We start from the raw sequence: 19,256 nt of genomic DNA, 5'->3' as shown, positions 1-19,256 counted from the left end.
GCGCCGCCGGAACCCCCGGACGACGGCCCGGAACGCACCGCATCGACCTGCCGATTCGACAACCCTCGACGGTTGTTCTTACTCTGGAGTAAGATAGTCTTACTCTGGAGTAAGATTGCTGGGCAGGATCACCCTCCACACTCAAGAAAACTGGTGATTATGAGCACTCGAGACACCGCAAAGACGCGACGTCCTGATACTTCCGCCGTCGGCCTGAACCCGGTCAAGCGCGACTGGATGGGCGCGGCCATGCGTGTCATGACGACCATTACCGGGTCCGAACTGGCGGAGAAGTACAACCTGCGCAAGCCCATCGAGCGGCTGACGTACGAGGGCACCAAGACCGGCTTCCGCAGCCTCGGCGCCGCGACCCGCGTCTTCGAGAAGGTCGCCGGCGGCGGCGCGCCCAAGCGGCTGCCCGCCAACGAGTCCAAGAAGAAGGACTACTTCGACCTCACCCCGACCGACGAGCAGCAGATGATCGTCGAGACGGTGCGCGAGTTCGCCGAGGAGATCCTGCGCCCGGCGGCCTACGACGCGGACAACGCGGCCAAGGCCCCGCGCGATCTGCTCGAGCGCGCCTCCGAGCTCGGCATCACGCTGATCAACGTGCCCGAGGAGCTCGAGGGCGCCGCCTCCGAGCGTGGCGCGGTCACCAATTCCCTTGTGGCCGAGGCGCTCGCGCACGGCGACATGGGTCTGGCGCTGCCGCTGCTCGCTCCTTCCGGCGTGGCCGTCGCGCTGTCCCAGTGGGGCACCGACGCGCAGCAGAAGACCTACCTCGGCGCGTTCGCCGGGGAGAGCGTGCCGCAGGCCTCGGTCGTCATCTCCGAGCCGCACGCGCTGTTCGACCCGTTCGCGCTACGCACCAAGGCCACCCGCTCGCCCAGCGGTTTCCGCCTCAACGGCGTGAAGAGCCTGGTTCCGGCCGCCGGTGACGCCGAACTGTTCATCGTGGCCGCCGAGCTCGACGGGCGCCCGGCGTTCTTCATCGTGGAGTCGGACACCGAGGGTGTGGTCGTGGAGGCCGATCCCAGCATGGGTCTGCGCGCCGCGGGCCTGGGCCGGCTGCTGCTGAACAACGTCGCCGTGCCGGCCAACGCCATCCTGGGCGAGGCCGAGACCGCCCAGCGCACCGAGGATTACGCCGATGCCGTGCGCCTGGCCCGCCTGGGCTGGTCGTCGCTGGCGGTCGGCACCGGTCAGGCCGTGCTGGACTACGTGATTCCGTACGTGAAGGAGCGGGAGGCGTTCGGCGAGCCGATCGCGCACCGTCAGGCGGTGGCCTTCATGGTCGCCAACATGGCCATCGAGCTCGACGGACTCCGTCTCGTGACCCTGCGGGGTGCGTCACGCGCGGAGCAGGGCCTGTCGTTCGCCCGCGAGGCGGCGCTGGCCAAGAAGCTGGCCACCGACAAGGGCATGCAGATCGGCCTGGACGGCGTGCAGCTGCTCGGCGGGCACGGCTTCACCAAGGAGCACCCGGTGGAGCGCTGGTACCGCGATCTTCGTGCCATCGGCGTTGCCGAGGGCGTAGTCCTTCTCTGACCCGACTTCTCAACGGAGAGACAAACAATGATCAATCTCGAACTCCCCAAGAAGCTCCGGGCCAGCGCGAACCAGGCCCACCAGGTCGCCGCGGAGATCTTCCGCCCGGTGTCCCGCAAGTACGACCTGGCCGAGCACGAGTACCCGGTCGAGCTCGACACCATGGCCGCCATGATCGAGGGCCTGTCCGCCTCGGGCGAGCAGGACGTCTCGGGCGCCACCGGCGGCCGCAAGGCCGACGAGAAGGACGAGCACGCCACCGAGCTGCTCGGAAACAGCAACGGCGGCAACATGTCCGCGCTGCTGAACGCCCTCGAGACCTGCTGGGGCGACGCGGGCCTGATGCTGTCCATCCCCTACCAGGGCCTGGGCAACGCCGCGATCGCCGCGGTGTCCACCGATGAGCAGCTGAAGCGTTTCGGCAAGGTGTGGGCCGCCATGGCGATCACCGAGCCGTCCTTCGGTTCGGACTCGGCCGCTGTCACCGCGACCGCTGTTCTCGACGGCGACGAGTGGGTGCTCAACGGCACCAAGATCTTCGTGACCGCCGGTTCGCGCGCCACCCACATCGTGGTGTGGGCGTCGGTGGACAAGTCCGCGGGTCGCGCGGCCATCAAGTCCTTCGTGGTGCCGCGTGATGCCAAGGGCCTGACCGTGTCTCGTCTCGAGCACAAGCTGGGTATCAAGGCCTCGGACACCGCCGAGATCCGGTTCGAGGATTGCCGCATTCCCGCGGACAACATCCTGGGCAGCCCGGAAGTCAACGTGGAGAAGGGTTTCGCGGGCGTCATGCAGACGTTCGACAACACCCGACCCCTCGTTGCCGCCATGGCCGTCGGCGTCGGCCGCGCCGCGCTCGAAGAGCTCCGCACGGTGCTCGAGGACGCGGGCGTGGAGATCTCCTACGACAAGCCCGCCAACAACCAGCACGCCGCCGCCGCGGAGTTCCTGCGCATGGAGGCGGACTGGGAGGCGGCGTACCTGCTGTCCCTGCGCGCCGCGTGGATGGCCGACAACAAGAAGCCGAACTCCCTCGAGGCGTCGATGTCCAAGGCCAAGGCCGGCCGGATGGGCACCGATGTGACCCTGAAGGCCGTGGAGCTGGCCGGCGTGACCGGCTACTCCCAGCGCACCCTCCTGGAGAAGTGGGGCCGCGACTCGAAGATCCTCGACATCTTCGAAGGCACCCAGCAGATCCAGCAGCTGATCGTCGCCCGCCGGATCCTCGGCCTGGGCTCGGACAAGCTGAAGTAAGTACTGGCACAACGGGAAACCGGTGCGACGCCTCCACGGCGTCGCACCGGTTTTCTCGTTCCCGGATACCTCCGTAAAATCAACTTCACCACCCAGGCCGTCAGCTGGCAACGACCACGCCGACGAGACGAGCCCTCTACGGCCAGCCAGGCGGTCTTGCAGACTGTATGAGGCAGAGGCAACCGTTGATCGCCCGCCTCGATGCTCCTAAGCTGATTCCTACACTTGCTTCGTAAACCCGCTTGTGACACACATCAGCATGCGGCGGCCGCAGTCTCAAAAAGGAAGCGTAAACCTGAACAGAGTAGTGCCCTATCAGTTTAGGCCCGCCCAACGTCGAGCGCGATACTCGATCCACCCACATCGGGCTTATCCGCTTACCGACGCCTGGACATGGACTGTCGACCGGCAAGCTGCGCTAGCTCAACGTGCCAGAGAGAGTTTGCTTCTGGCGATCACCCTCAACCCGGCTTGTCCAGCAACCGAATCCTTACAACACCTGGCCAAGGGGTAGGATCCGAAGGCGTTGGGGGCCGGGCTTTTTGAAGGCAGCACGGTCCAGTTAGGCCGCGACGAGAGGGAGCACTGTGTCGAGCAACGAAGGGCTGACTAGGTTCTGGAGCGACTTTTGCGCCCTGGACAAGAACGTCAGCTATTTCGTGACAGCTCGCCTGTTCGAGGGCACCCCCGCCATCTGGCCGGAAGAGGTTGAGTACGTTCGATGGCGCCACATTGTAGCTGATCGACTGGATGTCGACCCGGTCGGCGTACAGCTCGTAGGAAGCGCCCGATTAGGCTATTCCCTAAATCCCGATAAAGAGTTTCGAGTATTTCACGAAAATTCCGATCTAGATATTGCCATAGTTTCGCCAGAAATATTTGAAACTACATGGATTGAACTAAAAAAGTTACTCGAAACCGAAGAGTTTCGCAACCAAAAAGGCAATCTGCGCAAACTAGTATTTGAAGAATGCATTGGCACAGATATCGTGCTGCCTAGATTGTCATCAATAGGTGAAAAGTGGTCAAAAGCTAGGGATATGATCACCGAATTGCTCGGAAGAGAATTTCGTGGTCGCGAGGTAAACTATCGAATCTACCGCAACCATAGAGCCCTTCGCGAGTATCACATTTCTGGCGTCGAAAAGGCCCGCGATCGTGCGATCGAGGATGGAGTAGCAAATGCAGAGTGATTCTCTCAAGTTCGAGATAGAATCGAAGGTTGTCGCGGAATTTCGAAAAATGAGCAACTCGGGAGAGTTAATACTCCAGCCAGAGTACCAACGCAAGGCGGTGTGGCCCAATCGCGCCAAGGTATCACTGATGGAGACCATTCTCCTTGGATATCCGATCCCAGAAATCTATCTGTCGTACGAGACAAGCGCAGATGGCGATCAGCAGGTATCGGTTGTCGATGGTCAGCAGAGGCTGACCGCATTACTGGAGTTTCTCGATAATAAATACCCACTGGATGGGCTCGAAGACGAAACGCTCCGAGACCAATTCGAAGGCTGCGTATTCCGCGAACTGCCAGATGACGTGCGGCAAAAATTCTTTCAGTATCGCTTTCCCATTCGACGGCTCTCAAACCTAGGAGATGACTTCGTGCGGGCTGTATTCGCCCGTGTAAACCGGGTTAACATGGTTCTCACAGACCAAGAACTCCGCAACGCGCTCCTCCCCGGGGAATTCACTGATTTCCTCAAAGACTGTGCTGCCCATAACATAAACTCGGTATCAGGTGTGTTTAGCGGAGAACGCCGAAAGCGAGGCGGAGACCTTGAGTTCTATGCCGAAATTTTCGGAACCTGCATCTTCGGCGTGTCAAACAAGAAAGCAGAGCTCGACGAGAGGTACAATTTCTTCGCCAGCGACTTCTCTGCCTATAGCGACGAGTCCATCAAATTTCTCGATCTCCTGACGAAGCTGGAGAAGATTGTAAAATGGGAAGGTCGTACGCGTTGGTCTAACATTGTCGATTTGTACAGCTTGATCAATGTTGGATGGAATCATTTCGATCTCTTGGAGAGCTTATCTCCGCGGGAGGCTCGTTCATATCGCGAGCTCTTAGATCAATTTCAGCGCGCAGTTTCTTCATTCCGACGAGATCTTTCCCAAGGGAAAAAATCTGCTGAGTCGTCGTCTCTCATCTCAACGCTCTCCGGATCACTCAGCATATCAGAGGATCGCACCTCACAAATTGTCACTGATTATCTTCTGGGGATCCGGAACTCATCAGATCTAGGCTCTCGCCGGTCGCGGCTCGCAGCACTAACCGAAATAATCGAACACTGGAAGCCGATCAAGGGGCAGTCGTCGTAGCTGCGTCAGATAGTGTCGCTAGCCTAACGACGCTGCCCCGTCCGATACGTCGTACGTGCACCCAGCTCGGTACCGAACGAGCGGTAGGTGCTGGGTGCTCGATTTAGCCGAGCTCAGGCGCGGCGGAACAGGCGGCGTAGGGCCTGCGGGAGGGGTCTCGGATCGCGTTGGGCGGGGGCGCGGAGCGACCAGGAGACCAGGGTCAGGGCCGTGAACACCAGGGGGCTGATCCAGCGGGCCGGTGGGTCGGAGACGGCCAGGTGGGAGGCGGACGCGCCGGCGTAGACGAAGACCAAGCCCGCGTAGGCCCATTCCTTCAGGCGGGGGAAGCCGGGGACCACCACCGCGCCTACCGCGAGGACCTTGGCCGCGCCGAGGATCGTGGCGAAGTACATGGGGTACTGGATCTCGGCGAACGTGTCCTGGACGTAGGGGACGCGGGCCAGGTCCCAGTACGCGCCGACCACGGACTCGGTCAGGACCACGCCGGTGGTCGCGACGAAGGCGGCGAAGCGCAGGCGTTCGGGGGTGGTGCTGCCCGCCCACGAATTCAGCAGGCCGGTACGGGTTTCGGGGGCGGGCCCGGCGGGGCGGGACAGCTGCTCGGTGCTCATGCTCATCTCTCCTAGCGCTCGTCGACGATCTCGCCGGTCTCGACGACGGCGTCGACGGTCAGCGCCATGGTCGCGTCGACCAGCGGAAAGCCCTGGGACGCACCGATCGCCGTGAGCATCTGCTCCGCCGAGTCCCAGCGCCAGGTGTCGGAGTAGCTGCCGTCCTCCAGCCGGGTCAGGCGGGTTTCGGTCAGGCCCGGGTTGTTCATGCGGATGCCGTTGATGAGGGTCGCGCGCTGCGCGATCAGGGCGTCGAGCCGATCGTCCTCGACGCGGTAGTGGTGAATTCTGATGACGGGCATGGAGATTCCTCGCTGTGCGCACGATGCTCCGGGAGATTCCTTCTCCCGCAACCTATTTGACAGCTCAATCCTGTTCCGACACAGACGCGGCGGGTAGTGCCGCGCGCACCTGTCCGGTATGCGATCGCACCGCCGGCACCGTGCAATCTGCATACCCGGGCACCGGAACCGCCGCGGTGAGCCGGAATTCGCCCGCCACGACGGCCGTGGCGAACTCCCCGCCCGCCTCGGTCACCCGCGCCCGCATGTTCCGCAGACCCTGCCCCGCGCCGACACTGCCCGCACTGACGCCGTCGTTGCACACGGTCAGCACCAGCCGGTCCCCGCGCACCCGGCACTCGATCCGGACCCGGGCGGCCGCGCTGTGCCGCAGGATATTGGTGACCGCCTCCCGCACCACCGGCGCGAGCACCACGCCCGCCGACTCGGGCAGCGCCTCGTCCTGCTCCAGCCGCACCCGCGCCCCGTCCACGCCGACCGCCAGTGCCGCGGAACGCAATTCCTGCCCCAGTGCGCGCCGGGAGTCCGCCATCCGGCGGGCCTCACCGCGCGCCTCCGCGGCGATCCGCAGCGCTTCCTCGATCTCGGCCGCCGCCCGCCGCGGATCCCGCGTGATCAACTCGGCGATCAGATCGCTCTTGAGCGCCAGTACCGACAGCGTCAGCCCGAGCAGGTCGTGGATGTCGCGCGCCACCCGTAATCGCTCCACCTGCAGGGTGATTCGCACCAGCTCGGCGCGCGAGTGGTCGATGTCGGTGGACAGCCGCCAGAACCGCGCCAACCCGACCAGCACGAGCGTGGCCTCCATGGCGAGGATGACCCACCCCGCCCGCATCCCCAGCCGCTCGGCCGGTTCGGTGTAGGCCGCGCGCAGCGCGAACAATCCCGCCACCGCCGCCCACGCCCACGGACCGCGCCGGGTCAGCAGCACCGAGGCCGCGAGCAGGATCAGCCACACGCACCAGGACCCGCCCAGCCAGGGCAGCGGAAGCAGCGTGATCGCCGCCTGCACCGCCAGCAGCGGCCCGGCCCGGCGCGGCCAATACAGCTGGGCCAGCACCAGCGCCGACATGACGGCGCCGCCGATCGCGATGAACGCCCGATGCTGCCCGCTCTCCAGCACCTGGTTCACCGTCCACGACGCGAGACTGACCGCGAGGGTCAGCAGCGTCAGCCGGGGCAGCAACCGGGCGACCGGCTCGTGATCGCGCGGCAGCACCGTGACATCGCGGTGCAGCGCCGCCGTCGCGCGCACGGTCTCGGTCATCGCGCGCGTGGCGCGCGCCGCCTCGAGAACAGCCGCCCGCGCCCGGCCCGGCTCCGAATCCAGCTCGCGCCCGGCCTCGTTCAGCAGCGTCATGACGGCGGTCAGCCGTCCGCCCAGCGCCGCGCGCAGTCGCCCGGCCACCTCCAGCCGCTCCCGCGCGAGGGTCACCCGCGCCAGTTCGGCCCGGGTCGCGGTCAGCCGGTCCACGAGCGCGGGCAGGCGCAGCAGGCTGTACATGACGATGGCGATGGCGCCCGTGGTGAGCACGCCGTAGACGAAGGCGTGCGAATCTCCGCGCCAGCTCTCGCGCGCGAATCCCGCCCCCGCGACGATCAGGACGAACAGCACCCAGCGCCACCGGGTCGGCACGCACCACAGCACCGTCACCGCCAGCAGACTGCCCTGGTAGGACGCCGATCCCCCGACCAGCGGAATCGGCAGGTAGGTCAGGGTGGTCTGCGCGAGCAGCACCCACTGCCGGGTCGCGGCGCGCCGCACCGCGAGTACCAGCAGGCCGGCCTGGAACGCGCAGCCGCCCAGCGCCAGTGCGTCGGCCCCACCCACGGCGAAGGACAGGGTGAACAGGATCAGGAAGAGGTATCCGATCGATTTCTGGAGCGGCGGCACGTCATTGATTGCAACCCGGGGAAGGTGTCGGGGGCAATCGGGGTTGTCGCAGAGGTGAACCAGGGTGACGAGCGACGAACGATCCGGGTGCTGGTCGCCGAGGACATGCGCCTGCTGCGCGAAACACTGGTGGCCGCCCTGGAACTGGAGGACGACATCGAGATCGTCGCCGCCCTGGACGGCGGAACGGCCATCGTGCGCACGGCGATCGCCGAGCGGGCCGACGTGGCGATCGTGGATATCGATCTGCCCGGCGTCGACGGCCTCACCGCCGCAGCGGAATTGCGCGAGCGCCACCCGGGGTGCCGGGTGCTGATCCTGACCGCGCTGGCCAATCCCGCACATCTCAAGCGCGCCATGGATATCGGCGCGGGCGGGTTCCTGCTCAAGGACAGCCCCCGGCACGAACTGGTGCGCGCGGTCCGCACGGTCGCGGCGGGCGGCCGGGTACTGGACGCGGAGCTGGCCTGTTCGGCACTGCGCATGCCCGCCAATCCGCTCACCGATCGCGAGGTCGAGGTGCTGCGCTGTTTCGCCGAGGGCGCGGACCCCCGCGACATCGCCGCGCGCCTGCACCTGTCCTACGGCACCGTCCGCAACTACCTCGCCACGACGGTCACCAAACTCCAGGCCCGCAATCGGGTGGACGCGGTCCGCCTGGCCACCGACTCGGGCTGGCTCTGAGCACGCGGCGAAAGCCGGTCGGGTAACCCGATTTTCCGCTTACCCAGCCGATACATCGGGAGAATCTCAGCTTCATACACGGTGCCCACAATCGACGGATGTTGAACCCGGGCCCCACCGTCGCGGAGATTCTGGCGTCGCACGAGAGCGGTAGCGGCTCTCCCACCACCACCGCCGCGCGCGTGGCGGACGCGATCGGGGCGCGCGGTCAGGACGGCACCTGGATCACCCCCGAGCCCCGTGATCGCCTGCTCGCGGCCGCCGCCGAGATCGAGCGCAGGCCCGGCGCCCGCACGCTGCCGCTGTACGGGGTGCCTTTCGGGGTGAAGGACAGCATCGACGTCGCGGGCAGGCCGACCACGCTGGCCTGCCCCGACTACGCCTACGTGGCCACCGAGACCGCCCCCGCGGTGCAGCGCCTGCTCGACGCGGGCGCGCTGTACGTCGGCAAGACCAACCTGGACCAGTTCGCGACCGGCCTGAACGGCACCCGCACCCCGTACCCCGTGCCGCGCAGCGTCTTCGGCGGCGACCTCATCTCGGGCGGTTCGAGTTCGGGCTCCGCGCGGGCGGTGGCGCTGGGACAGGTGCCGTTCTGCGTGGCCACCGACACCGCGGGTTCGGGCCGGGTTCCGGCCGCGCTCAACGGCATCGTGGGCTGGAAGCCGTCGCGGGGTCTGATCAGCACCGTCGGCCTGGTCCCGGCCTGTAAATCCCTGGACTGCATGACATTGATGGCCTCGAACGTCGAGGATCTGGACCGCGTCTTCGCGGTGATGGCGGACCCGGACCCCGCCGATCCCTGGAGCCGGGCCCGCGGTCCGCGCTTCACCGGGGATCGGCTGCGCGTCGGGCTGCCCGCCCCGTCGGAGCTGGAGTTCTTCGGCGACGAGGTGTTCCGGGCCGCGCACCTGGGCATGCGCGATCGCCTCGCCCGGCTCGGATTCGATTGCGCGCCAACCACCCTGACCCCGTTCCTGGATGCCGGCGCGCTGCTGTACGAGGGGCCGTGGGTGGCCGAGCGCCTGGTGGAGTTCGACGACTTCCTGACCCGCAAACCCGAATCCATCCTGCCGGTGGTGCGCGAGATCTTCACCGGCGCACGGCGCTTCGACGCGGTCGACGTCTTCCGGGCGCAGCAGCGACTGCAGGAGCTGAAGGCGATCGTGGCCCGGGTCTGGACCGACATCGACGTGGTCATGGTGCCGACCATCGGCACCACCTTCACCGTCGCCCAGGTCGAGGCCGATCCGATCGCCACGAACACCGTGCTCGGGCACTACACGCACTTCGGAAACCTGTTGGACCTCACCGCCATCGCGGTCCCGGTCGGCAGCACCGCGGACGGCAGGCCGCTCTCGGTCATGATCTTCGGCCCCGCCCTGGCCGACGACACCGTGCTCGCGGCCGCCGCCCGCATCCTCGACGAGCCGCGCCCCATTCCCGGGCACGCGGATTTCCGGCTCGCACAGAGAGAACGACGATGACAGCGGTTCAGTACATTCCGGCCCAGCCGGCGCCCTTCGAATTCACCCCGGCCGCCACCGCGCTGCTCGTCATCGACATGCAGCGAGACTTCCTGCTGCCGGGCGGATTCGGCGCGAGCCTGGGCAACGACGTCGAACTGCTGCGGACGGTGATCGACCCGCTGGCGCGACTCATCGCCGCGGCCCGCGCGGCCGACATTCCGGTGATCCACACGCGCGAGGGCCATCTGCCCGATCTCTCGGACTGCCCGCCCTCGAAACTGCTGCGCGGCAACCCGACCCAGCGCATCGGCGATCCCGGCCGGTTCGGGCGGTTGCTGGTGCGCGGCGAGTACGGCCACGACATCATCGACGAACTCGCCCCCGCCCCCGGGGAAGTGGTGATCGACAAGCCCGGCAAGGGCGCGTTCTACGCCACCGAACTCTCCGCCGTGCTCGCCGCGCGCTCGATCGACTCGCTGCTGGTCACCGGTGTGACCACCGAGGTGTGCGTGCACACCACGGTGCGCGAGGCCAACGACCGCGGCTTCGAATGCCTGGTCGTCTCCGATTGCGTCGGTTCGTATTTCCCGGAATTCCAGCGCGCCGGGCTGGAGATGATCGCCGCCCAGGGCGGGATCTTCGGCTGGGTCGCCGATTCCGCGGCCGTCATCGACGCCCTCGCGAGGACCGCACCCGCGGCGAGTCCCTCCGCCGTCGCCCCGTAGTACCGCTCGACCAGGCTCAGTGAACAGGAAACACCATGTCCGCCGATACCCGAACCCCCGACGAAACCGGTTCCACCGCAACGCTGTCGCTGCCGTGGTGGACCCGCGGCGACACCAACGCGTTCTTCGGTCTCTCCTTCAACATCCTCGTCAACGTCCTCACCCTGACCACGCTGTCCATCGCGGTGGTGAAGATTCCGAGCGGTGATGTGCTCGGCACGGTCCTGCCCGCCCTGGGTGTGGCGCTGGTGCTGGGCAACCTCTACTACATGGTGCTGGCCCGCCGCCTCGCCCGGCGGGAGCACCGGGACACGGTGACCGCGCTCCCCTACGGTCCCAGCGTCCCGCACATGTTCATCGTGGTCTTCGTGGTCATGCTGCCGATCTTCCTGAAGACCGGTGATCCGCTACAGGCCTGGTCGGCGGGCCTGGCCTGGGCGTTCATGATCGGCGTCATCGTCATGATCGGGGCCTTCGTCGGGCCCTTCATCCGCAAGATCACCCCGCGGGCGGCCATGCTCGGCACCCTGGCGGGCATCTCCATCACCTTCATCGCCATGCGCCCCGCCGCCCAGATGTGGGAGGCGGCGTGGATCGGGCTGCCGGTGCTGGCCATCATCCTGATCGGCTTCTTCACCGATGCCAAACTGCCGGGCAACATCCCGATCGGCCTCGTCGCGTTGCTGGTCGGCACCGCGATCGGCTGGATCGGCGGGTACATGTCCGCGCCGGATGTCGCCCAGGCGGCCCGGGACATCGCGCTGGGACTGCCCGACCTGCGCCTGGATCTGCTCGCGGACGGGCTCGGAAACCTGGCGCCGCTGCTGGCCACCGCGATTCCGCTGGGCGTCTACAACTTCACCGAGGCCATGAGCAACGTGGAGAGCGCGGCGGCGGCCGGGGACAACTACAACCTGCGCAGCGTGCTGCTGGCCGACGGCTTCGGCGCGATCATCGGCTCCGGCTTCGGCTCGCCGTTCCCGCCCGCGGTGTACATCGGCCACCCCGGCTGGAAGGACGCGGGCGGGCGCACCGGCTACTCCCTGGCCAGCGGCGGCATCATCGGATTGATGTGCCTGCTGGGTCTTTTCGGGCTGCTGGCGACCCTGCTGCCGATTCCGGCCATCGTCCCGATCCTGCTCTACATCGGATTGCTGATCGGCGCGCAGGCGTTCCAGGCGGTGCCGCGGCTGCACGCGGTGGCGGTGGTGGCGGCGCTGCTGCCCAATCTCGCCGAATGGGGTGTGGGACAGATAGACAACGCGCTCGCCGCGGCGGGCACCTCGGCGAGCACGGTGGGTTCCGCGGCGCTCGGGCAGGCGGGCGTGGTCTACGACGGGCTGAAGACCCTCGGCGCGGGCGCGGTGCTGGCGGGACTGGTGCTGGGCACCATCGTGACCTTCATCCTGGACAAGCGATTCCAGGCGGCGGCGCTGGCCGCGGCCGTCGGCGCGGGGCTGAGCTGGATCGGTCTCATCCATGCCGCCGAGGTCGACTGGGCGGCCGCGCCGCAGGTGGCGCTGGGCTACCTGTTCTTCGCGGTGGTGTGCCTGGGCTGGTCCGTGCTGCCCGCGGCCGCGACGCCGGACGTGGATCCGCCCGCGGCGGAGGCGGCCCCGGCGCCCACCTCGCCCACGCCGACGGTGTCCACGGCCGCCGCTCCCGATGCGTCCGCGGCCACGCCACCGCCGGACACGACCGCCGATTCCGCCGACCTGCCCCCGTCCGCCGCGACCACCGACTCCGCTCCCTCACCATCGGAGTCGGCGCCGGCGCGGGCCGCGTCCACACCGACCGAGTCCTCGTCCTCGTCGGTCTGAGCACGCCCGCGCCACCGCGACGCCGATGTCCCGCCGCGTCGGGCGGGACATCGGCGTCGCCCGGATCGCCGTTCCACCGCTCACGCACAGGCGACCTGCCGTGCCGGGCACGGCAATCCGGCACGACCGGCGAGACCATCCGCCGGCTCGGCCCAAGGGCAATTCGGCGCGCCCTCGGAGTGGATACTTTGCGGGCCGCCGGAGGGCGGGGCACACTCGGGACTGTGACACCGAATTCGTTGGGGCGGGTTTCTGAACTGGGCGGTTGGTCATGAGTGTGCTGGCGCGCGGTGAGAACCGGCCCGCGCCCGGGGAACGCATGACGATCACCGTCACCAGCGCCGCCGGGGTGGATGTCTCCGCACTGCTGCTGGGCAGCAACGGAAAGGTCCGTTCGGACGCGGACTTCGTCTTCTTCAATCAACCGGTGGGCCCGGGGGTGACCTACCGCCACGGGCGCGGCGCGGGCGACATGGTCGACGTGCAGACCGGCGCGCTGCCCCCGGACGTCGAGCGCGTGGTGATCACCGCCAGCCTGGACGGCAGCGGCCCGCCCACCTTCGCCGCGGCCGGGCCGCTCACCGCGACCATCGGATCCGATTCCGGCACTTTGAGTTTCCCCACCACCGGACTGACCACCGAGTCGGCCGTGGTGTGCGTCGAGATCTACCGGCGGGCCGGTGCGTGGAAGGTGCGCGCGGTCGGGCAGGGCTACGACGACGGGCTCGCGGGCATCGCCTCGGCGTTCGGGGTGAACATCGACGACGAACCCGAACCCGTCGCGCCGCCCGCACCACCCGCGCTGCCCGGCACCTACCTGCCGCCGAGCTCCTACCAGCCGCCGAATGCTCCCGCACAGCAACAGCATTCGCCGCCGGCGGCCCCGCAACCACCACCGTATTCCCAGCCGCCGGCGTACGCACCGCCGCAGCCCGCCCCCGCCCCGGCACGTCCGGCGCCCGCACCCGCATATCAGCAAGGAGCCAACGCCATGCAGAGCGATCTCTTCGATCCCCGTCATGCCGAGGTCGGGGGTGCGGGCATTCAGAAGCAGGGCGGCAAGATGATTCGGGTCGCGGTCAACGGCGAGGTCATGGCGCGCGCCGGTTCGATGGTGGCCTACCAGGGTGATCTGCAGTTCAAGGCACTCGGTTCGGGCGGCATCGGGCGCGCGATCCAGCAGCGCCTGACCGGCGAGGGCGTCCCGCTCATGAAGGTCACCGGGCGCGGGGATCTGTTCCTGGCCGACTCCGCCTCCGACGTGCACACCGTGGACCTGGACGGCTCGGACGGGCTCACCATCAACGGCTCCAACGTGCTGGCCTTCGAACCGTCGCTGAGCTACAACATCCGGCGGGTGGAGGGCGCGGCCGGATACGCCAGCAATGCCGGGCTTTTCAACTGCGTCTTCACCGGCCGCGGGCGGATCGCCATCACCACCCACGGCTCGCCGGTGGTGTTGCAGGTCGATCAGCCGACGTACGCGGATCCGCAGGCGGCGGTGGCCTGGTCGTCGAGCCTGCACACCGGCATCAAGCGCAACGACTCGTTCGGGTTCAGCAGGCTCATGGGCCGCAGCACCGGGGAGGGCATCACGCTGTCGTTCTCCGGGCGCGGATTCGTCATCGTGCAGCCCTCGGAGCTGCCGCCGGGCGGGCTGCTCGGCGGTACCGGCGGCGGGCAGCAGTCCGGTCAGAGCGGCGGCATGCTCGGCGGCATCCTGGGATAGCGCACGGTGGCATCGGCTGGTTCACGATCGCGCGGCGGGGCCGGTCACGGTGTGTCCGTGAACATCTTGCGCACGCCCGCGAACAACTGAGACGCGCCGCCGAGCGACCAGCCGCCGTCCACCGGGATCACCGCGCCGGTGATGTAGGTCGCCATGGGCGAGCCGAGCCACAGGCAGCTGTCGGCGATCTCGGACGCGTTGCCGAATCGGCCGAGCGGAACCGACTCGGTGACGACCTGTTCGAGTTCGGGCGTCGGCGCCAGCCGCGCCATCCCCTCGGTGCCGGTAATCGGGCCGGGGGCAACGGCGTTCACCCGCACCCCCGCCGCTCCCCACTCCAGCGCGCACACCCTGGTCACCATGTCCACGCCCGCTTTGGCCGCACAGGCGTGCGCCTGCCACTCCATCGCGATACTCGATTGTGGCGCGGAGATGTTGATGACGGCCGCACCGGGTTTGCGCAGATGCTCGTAGGCGGCGCGCAGCACGTTGTAGGTGCCCTTGAGGTCGATATCCACCACGGCCGCGAAGGCCCGCGCCGACATATCCGCGGCGGCGGCGGGAAAGTTCCCGGCCGCCCCGGAGACCAGGACGTCGATGTAGCCGAATTGCTCGCGCGCGGCGGTCAGGGCGGCGGCCACCGCCTCGTAGTCGCGCACGTCCGCGGCGAAACCCATGGCCCAGCCGCCGTGTTCGGCCAACTCCTCCACCGCGGCGTCGACCCTGTCGCGGTTGCGGGACAGCACCGCCACACTCGCTCCGGCGCGGGCGAAGGCCCGCGCCACCTCCAGATTGATGCCGCTGGTGCCACCGGCCACGAAAACAGTGCGGCCCGAGTAGTCGAATAGCTCTGTCATCCAGCCATTTTCCGGCCGGCAAACACACCTCGCGGCGATTCGCCCCGAACCGCTCGAACGAAACGCCCGGACGGGCCCGCCACCCGGCCGCACCGGGAGAACCCGCGATCACGCTCGCCCGCACCGCGCGAAGACCTCCGCACTGTGCGGCGACGGGCCGTCATCCGCACGACGAACGGGTGACGGATACGACGATGGCCCGCGGGAAATCTCCCGCGGGCCATCGTCGATCACCGCTACAGGGACGCGCTGCCGCTCGCCGCGCTGAGCAGGGTCGAAACGATGTTGGCGAGAACCGCGAGCAACTCCATGGAAAAACCTCATCAAGTGGTAGCCGTGTCGTCCCGAAAGTGGGACACCGCACTCTTACCGGCGCGAGTGTCCGGCAGGTGTCGCGGAGATGAAGACGGGCGGTCGATGTGCGCATAGTCGGCAAATGTCCGAAGTGACCGAATTTGTGTAATGCAGGTCACACCTCACTGCTACCGTGGCGATAACCCGCCGCCGGGCGCGCGGCGGAACATCTTCCGGAGGTGGTCCCCATGGCCTCGGTCCTGCACTCCGCACGCGAGCGCGTCACCCATGCCGCCGAGGCGGTGCGCGGACTCGGACGGCTCCGCGAACTGGGGCTGAGCAATCCACGCGATCCGGTGGAGATGCTCCGAACCATCAGGGAGTCAAAGGTTTTCGGCCCGCCCGCGACGGCGGTGCGCCGCGCGGGCCGGCTCTTCCCCGAGCGTCCGGCGGTCGCCGACGAACGCGGGGAGCTGACCTACGGCGAACTCGACCGGCAGTCCGATGCCCTGGCCCGCGGCCTGCAGCGCATGGACGTCAAACCCGGCACCGTGGTCGGCGTCCTGGCCCGCGATCATCGCGGCCTACTGCTGACCATGGCCGCGCTCGGCAAACTGGGCGCGCGGCTGGCCCTGATGAACACCGGATTCGCCAAGCCGCAGTTCGCGGCGGTATGCGAACGCGAGAACGTCAAGGTCGTGCTGCACGACTCCGAGTTCCTGGGCCTGCTCGACGCCCTGCCGCCGGAGCTGCCGCGGGTGCTGACCTGGGTCGACGAGGGTGACGAAATCCCCTCGGGGGCAACCACTCTCGACGCACTGATCGGCGCCAACGCGCAGACGCCGCTGCCCGCGCCCAAGAAGCCCGGCGGCTTCATCATCCTCACCAGCGGCACCACCGGCCTGCCCAAGGGCGCCCCGCGCGATCGCACCGGGCCGCTGTCCACCGTGCAGATGGTCGACCGGATCGACTTCCCGCAGGGCGGGACCATGATCATCGTCTCGCCCATCTTCCACTCCACCGGCTTCGGGACCTGGCTGGTCGGGGTGGCCTTCGGGAACAAGGTGGTCACCAGCCGCCGCTTCGACGCCGAGCGCACGCTGCGCCTGATCGCCGAACATCGGGCCGACTTCATGGTCGCGGTGCCGACCATGCTCCATCGCATGGTGGAACTCGATCCCGCGATTCGCGCGAAGTACGACACCTCCTCGCTGAAAGGCATCGTCATCGCGGGGTCCGCGCTGTCCCCGGAGCTGAGCGTGCGCACCGCCGAGGTGTTCGGCCCGGTGCTCTACAACCTGTACGGGTCCACCGAATGCGCGGTCGCCACCGTCGCGCGCCCGGAGGAATTGGCCGTGGCGCCGGGCACCGCGGGGCGCTCCCCCACCACCTGCGAGGTGGTGCTCTTCGACGACGCGGGCAAGCGCGTGCTGGCCAAGAATGTCAAGGGCCGCATATTCATTCGCTCCGGATCACCGTTCAAGGGTTATACCGACGGGCGGCACAAGGAGATCATAGACGGCTATATGTCCAGCGGGGACGTCGGGCATTTCGACGACAACGGCCTGCTGTTCGTGGACGGGCGCGACGACGACATGATCGTGTCCGGCGGCGAGAACGTCTTCCCCCAGGAAGTGGAGAATCTGCTGCTGGAGCGCGCCGATGTCTTCGACGCGGCGGTGGTCGGGGTCGACGACGTGGAATTCGGCAAGCGGCTGCGCGCGTTCATCGTTCCGGAGCCGGGCGAGAAACCCGACGCCGACGAGATCAAGCTGCACGTCAAGAACACCCTGGCTCGCTACAAGGTGCCCAGGGACGTGGTTTTTCTCGATGAACTGCCGCGCAATGCCACCGGCAAACTGCTGCGCAAGACATTGATCGAGTACCAGATCTGAATCCGGCGATCACGCTCACGGCGTAATCCCGGCCACGGTCCCGGGCAGAATATTCGATACCTTAAGTAACAGAGACCTCGGACACATCGAGACGCTCACTGCTTGCTAGGGTTAGCACGTACTGGATATCGAGGTTGCGCTCCGACTGCCGACTCGTCCGGCAGGGGATCGCGGAAGGTTGTACCCATGTCATCAGCCCTATCGGCAGGCACGGTTTTCCGGAAGGCGGGGGACGCGGCGCTGAGCATCAACGCCATGGTCCGCGGCGGATTGGTCAATCCATTGCGCCTGGATCACGCGGTGAAATCGGCCCTCAATATCGCCAAGTTCGGACCCTTCGCCGGTGCGCTGATCCACGGCGCGACGACCAACCCGAAGTCCGCGGCGATCGTCGACGAGCGCGGGGAGATGACCTTCGAGCAGCTGGACAAGCAGTCCAGCGCGATCGCCCGCGGCCTGGCCGCGCGCGGCATCGAGCCCGGCGACGTGATCGGCGTGCTGGCTCGTGATCACCGCGGCATGGTGCTGACCCTGGTCGCCGCCGGCAAGCTGGGCGTGCGCACGGTGCTCATGAACACCGGTTTCGCCAAGCCGCAGTTCGCCGACGTGACCGCGCGCGAGAAGGTCAAGGCGGTGCTGCACGACAGCGAGTTCTTCGACCTCATGAGCGCGATTCCGGAGGAGATCCCGCGCGTCCTGACCTGGGTCGACGAGAAGGACAACGCCGATCCCGCCATTCCGACCCTGGAGTCGCTGGCGCAGGGGCAGTCCACCGCGCCGCTGACCCCGCCCGAGAAGCCGGGCGGCATGGTCATTCTGACCTCCGGCACCACCGGCACCCCCAAGGGCGCGCCGCGTGACAAGGTGAGCCCGTTCATCACCGCGCAGTTCCTGGACCGGATTCCGCTGCCGCGCAACAGCACCGTCGTCATGGCCGCGCCGATCTTCCACGCCACCGGCCTGTCGCAGTTCACCATCTCCATCGCCCTGGGTAACCGAGTGGTGTTCCAGCAGCGGCGTTTCGACCCCGAGGCCACGCTGGCCAACATCCAGAAGTACCGCGCCCAGGGTCTGACCGTGGTGCCGACCATGATCCAGCGCATCCTGGACCTGCCGCCGGAGACCCTCGCCAAGTACAAGCCGTCCGAGACCCTGCGCGTGCTGTTCGCCGCCGGCTCCTCCATCCCGCCGGACGTGGTGACCCGCGCGCTGGACTACTTCGGCGACTCGCTCTACAACCTGTACGGCTCCACCGAGTGCGCGGTCATCACCGTGGCCACCCCGAAGGAGCTGCGCAAGAATCCGACCACCGCGGGCCGTTCCCCGGTCGGCATCCGCCTCGCGCTCTACGACGAGAACCGCAAGCGCATCACCGCGCCGAACGTGACCGGCACGATCTTCATCGAGAACAGCCACTCGTTCAAGCAGTACACCGACGGCCGCACCAAGGAGAGCGTCGACGGGCTCATCTCCAGCGGCGACGTCGGGCATTTCGACGACGAGGGCCTGCTGTTCATCGACGGCCGCGATGACGACATGATCGTCTCCGGCGGCGAGAACGTCTTCCCGCAGGAGGTGGAGAACCTGATCTCCAACCGCCCGGACGTGTTCGAGGCCGCAGTGGTCGGCGTCGACGACCGCGAGTTCGGCAAGCGGTTGCGGGCGATCGTGGTGCCGGGTCCGGATTCCACCCGCGACGCCCAGGAGATCAAGGAGTACGTGAAGGCGAACCTGGCGCGCTACAAGGTGCCGCGCGAGGTGATCTTCCTCGATGAGCTGCCGCGCAACGCGACCGGAAAGTTGCTGCGCAAGCCCCTGATCGAAATGTCCGTCCCCGCCGAATGATCTG

The 19,256-nt window shown here is 67.4% G+C and carries 15 protein-coding genes; 11 read left to right on the top strand and 4 right to left on the bottom strand.

The features are described from left to right. Positions 1–153 precede the first annotated feature (153 nt). From ACWDOP_RS07430 to ACWDOP_RS07415, 4 genes are all read left to right on the top strand, one after another. Entirely contained in the window at positions 154–1,548 is a 1,395-nt protein-coding gene (locus tag ACWDOP_RS07430) for an acyl-CoA dehydrogenase family protein (protein ID WP_454208799.1), read from the top strand. A gap of 27 nt (positions 1,549–1,575) precedes the next feature. Further along, on the top strand, positions 1,576–2,802 hold the full coding sequence (locus ACWDOP_RS07425) for an acyl-CoA dehydrogenase family protein (RefSeq protein WP_454208798.1): 1,227 nt from the start codon (positions 1,576–1,578) through the stop codon (positions 2,800–2,802). Positions 2,803–3,389: 587 nt separating this feature from the next. After that, positions 3,390–3,995, top strand: a complete 606-nt coding sequence (locus ACWDOP_RS07420) for a hypothetical protein (RefSeq protein ID WP_456344379.1) — start codon at positions 3,390–3,392, stop codon at positions 3,993–3,995. Next, a complete protein-coding gene (locus tag ACWDOP_RS07415) occupies positions 3,985–5,124 on the top strand; it encodes a DUF262 domain-containing protein (RefSeq protein ID WP_456344378.1) in 1,140 nt (379 codons plus the stop codon). Before ACWDOP_RS07420 ends, ACWDOP_RS07415 begins: the two co-directional genes overlap by 11 nt. A 113-nt stretch (positions 5,125–5,237) precedes the next feature. On the opposite strand, the gene ACWDOP_RS07410 is transcribed toward ACWDOP_RS07415, so the two are convergent. The 3 genes from ACWDOP_RS07410 to ACWDOP_RS07400 form a co-directional block, all read right to left on the bottom strand. Continuing rightward, positions 5,238–5,738, bottom strand: a complete 501-nt coding sequence (locus ACWDOP_RS07410; RefSeq protein ID WP_456344377.1) for a DoxX family protein — start codon at positions 5,736–5,738, stop codon at positions 5,238–5,240. Positions 5,739–5,749: 11 nt separating this feature from the next. Next, a complete protein-coding gene (locus ACWDOP_RS07405) occupies positions 5,750–6,040 on the bottom strand; it encodes a hypothetical protein (RefSeq protein ID WP_456344376.1) in 291 nt (96 codons plus the stop codon). Positions 6,041–6,104: 64 nt separating this feature from the next. Further along, on the bottom strand, positions 6,105–7,934 hold the full coding sequence (locus ACWDOP_RS07400) for a sensor histidine kinase (protein ID WP_456344375.1): 1,830 nt from the start codon (positions 7,932–7,934) through the stop codon (positions 6,105–6,107). A gap of 54 nt (positions 7,935–7,988) precedes the next feature. Here ACWDOP_RS07400 and ACWDOP_RS07395 point away from each other — a divergent pair, with 54 nt between their 5' ends. From ACWDOP_RS07395 to ACWDOP_RS07375, 5 genes are all read left to right on the top strand, one after another. Continuing rightward, positions 7,989–8,618 carry a response regulator transcription factor gene (locus ACWDOP_RS07395; RefSeq protein WP_456344374.1) on the top strand — a complete coding sequence of 210 codons (630 nt, stop codon included), beginning with the start codon at positions 7,989–7,991 and terminating at the stop codon, positions 8,616–8,618. Positions 8,619–8,716: 98 nt separating this feature from the next. Further along, the gene (locus ACWDOP_RS07390; protein ID WP_456344373.1) at positions 8,717–10,105 is read left to right on the top strand and encodes an allophanate hydrolase; all 1,389 of its coding nucleotides are present in this window, start codon (positions 8,717–8,719) and stop codon (positions 10,103–10,105) included. Then, positions 10,102–10,812, top strand: coding sequence for a cysteine hydrolase family protein (locus ACWDOP_RS07385; protein ID WP_454208791.1), 711 nt, complete (start codon positions 10,102–10,104; stop codon positions 10,810–10,812). Before ACWDOP_RS07390 ends, ACWDOP_RS07385 begins: the two co-directional genes overlap by 4 nt. A gap of 35 nt (positions 10,813–10,847) precedes the next feature. Then, a complete protein-coding gene (locus ACWDOP_RS07380) occupies positions 10,848–12,632 on the top strand; it encodes a regulator (protein WP_456344372.1) in 1,785 nt (594 codons plus the stop codon). A gap of 271 nt (positions 12,633–12,903) precedes the next feature. Continuing rightward, positions 12,904–14,361, top strand: coding sequence for an AIM24 family protein (locus tag ACWDOP_RS07375; RefSeq protein ID WP_456344371.1), 1,458 nt, complete (start codon positions 12,904–12,906; stop codon positions 14,359–14,361). Between the two features lie 44 nt (positions 14,362–14,405). Here ACWDOP_RS07375 and ACWDOP_RS07370 read toward each other — a convergent pair whose 3' ends face one another. Continuing rightward, positions 14,406–15,218 (bottom strand): SDR family oxidoreductase, encoded by an 813-nt coding sequence (locus ACWDOP_RS07370; protein ID WP_456344370.1) that lies wholly within the window; start codon positions 15,216–15,218, stop codon positions 14,406–14,408. A 542-nt stretch (positions 15,219–15,760) separates the two neighbouring features. Here ACWDOP_RS07370 and ACWDOP_RS07365 point away from each other — a divergent pair. Both ACWDOP_RS07365 and ACWDOP_RS07360 read left to right on the top strand, forming a co-directional pair. Next, entirely contained in the window at positions 15,761–17,407 is a 1,647-nt protein-coding gene (locus ACWDOP_RS07365; RefSeq protein WP_456344369.1) for an acyl-CoA synthetase, read from the top strand. Between the two features lie 186 nt (positions 17,408–17,593). Continuing rightward, positions 17,594–19,252 carry an acyl-CoA synthetase gene (locus tag ACWDOP_RS07360; protein WP_456344368.1) on the top strand — a complete coding sequence of 553 codons (1,659 nt, stop codon included), beginning with the start codon at positions 17,594–17,596 and terminating at the stop codon, positions 19,250–19,252. Positions 19,253–19,256: the final 4 nt, after the last annotated feature.

This window comes from Nocardia sp. NPDC003693, assembly GCF_053981095.1.
Note: the sequence above shows the minus strand (reverse complement) of the source record. Positions and strands in the feature narration are given on the sequence as shown.

Bases quoted from the DNA above. Each gene is read 5' to 3' on its own strand.
- ACWDOP_RS07425 (WP_454208798.1), top strand. From the start codon at position 1,576: ATGATCAATCTCGAACTCCCCAAGAAGCTCCGGGCCAGCGCGAACCAG.
- ACWDOP_RS07415 (WP_456344378.1), top strand. From the start codon at position 3,985: ATGCAGAGTGATTCTCTCAAGTTCGAGATAGAATCGAAGGTTGTCGCG.
- ACWDOP_RS07410 (WP_456344377.1), bottom strand. From the start codon at position 5,738: ATGAGCACCGAGCAGCTGTCCCGCCCCGCCGGGCCCGCCCCCGAAACC.
- ACWDOP_RS07405 (WP_456344376.1), bottom strand. From the start codon at position 6,040: ATGCCCGTCATCAGAATTCACCACTACCGCGTCGAGGACGATCGGCTC.
- ACWDOP_RS07390 (WP_456344373.1), top strand. From the start codon at position 8,717: ATGTTGAACCCGGGCCCCACCGTCGCGGAGATTCTGGCGTCGCACGAG.
- ACWDOP_RS07385 (WP_454208791.1), top strand. From the start codon at position 10,102: ATGACAGCGGTTCAGTACATTCCGGCCCAGCCGGCGCCCTTCGAATTC.
- ACWDOP_RS07380 (WP_456344372.1), top strand. From the start codon at position 10,848: ATGTCCGCCGATACCCGAACCCCCGACGAAACCGGTTCCACCGCAACG.
- ACWDOP_RS07375 (WP_456344371.1), top strand. From the start codon at position 12,904: ATGAGTGTGCTGGCGCGCGGTGAGAACCGGCCCGCGCCCGGGGAACGC.
- ACWDOP_RS07370 (WP_456344370.1), bottom strand. From the start codon at position 15,218: ATGACAGAGCTATTCGACTACTCGGGCCGCACTGTTTTCGTGGCCGGT.
- ACWDOP_RS07365 (WP_456344369.1), top strand. From the start codon at position 15,761: ATGGCCTCGGTCCTGCACTCCGCACGCGAGCGCGTCACCCATGCCGCC.
- ACWDOP_RS07360 (WP_456344368.1), top strand. From the start codon at position 17,594: ATGTCATCAGCCCTATCGGCAGGCACGGTTTTCCGGAAGGCGGGGGAC.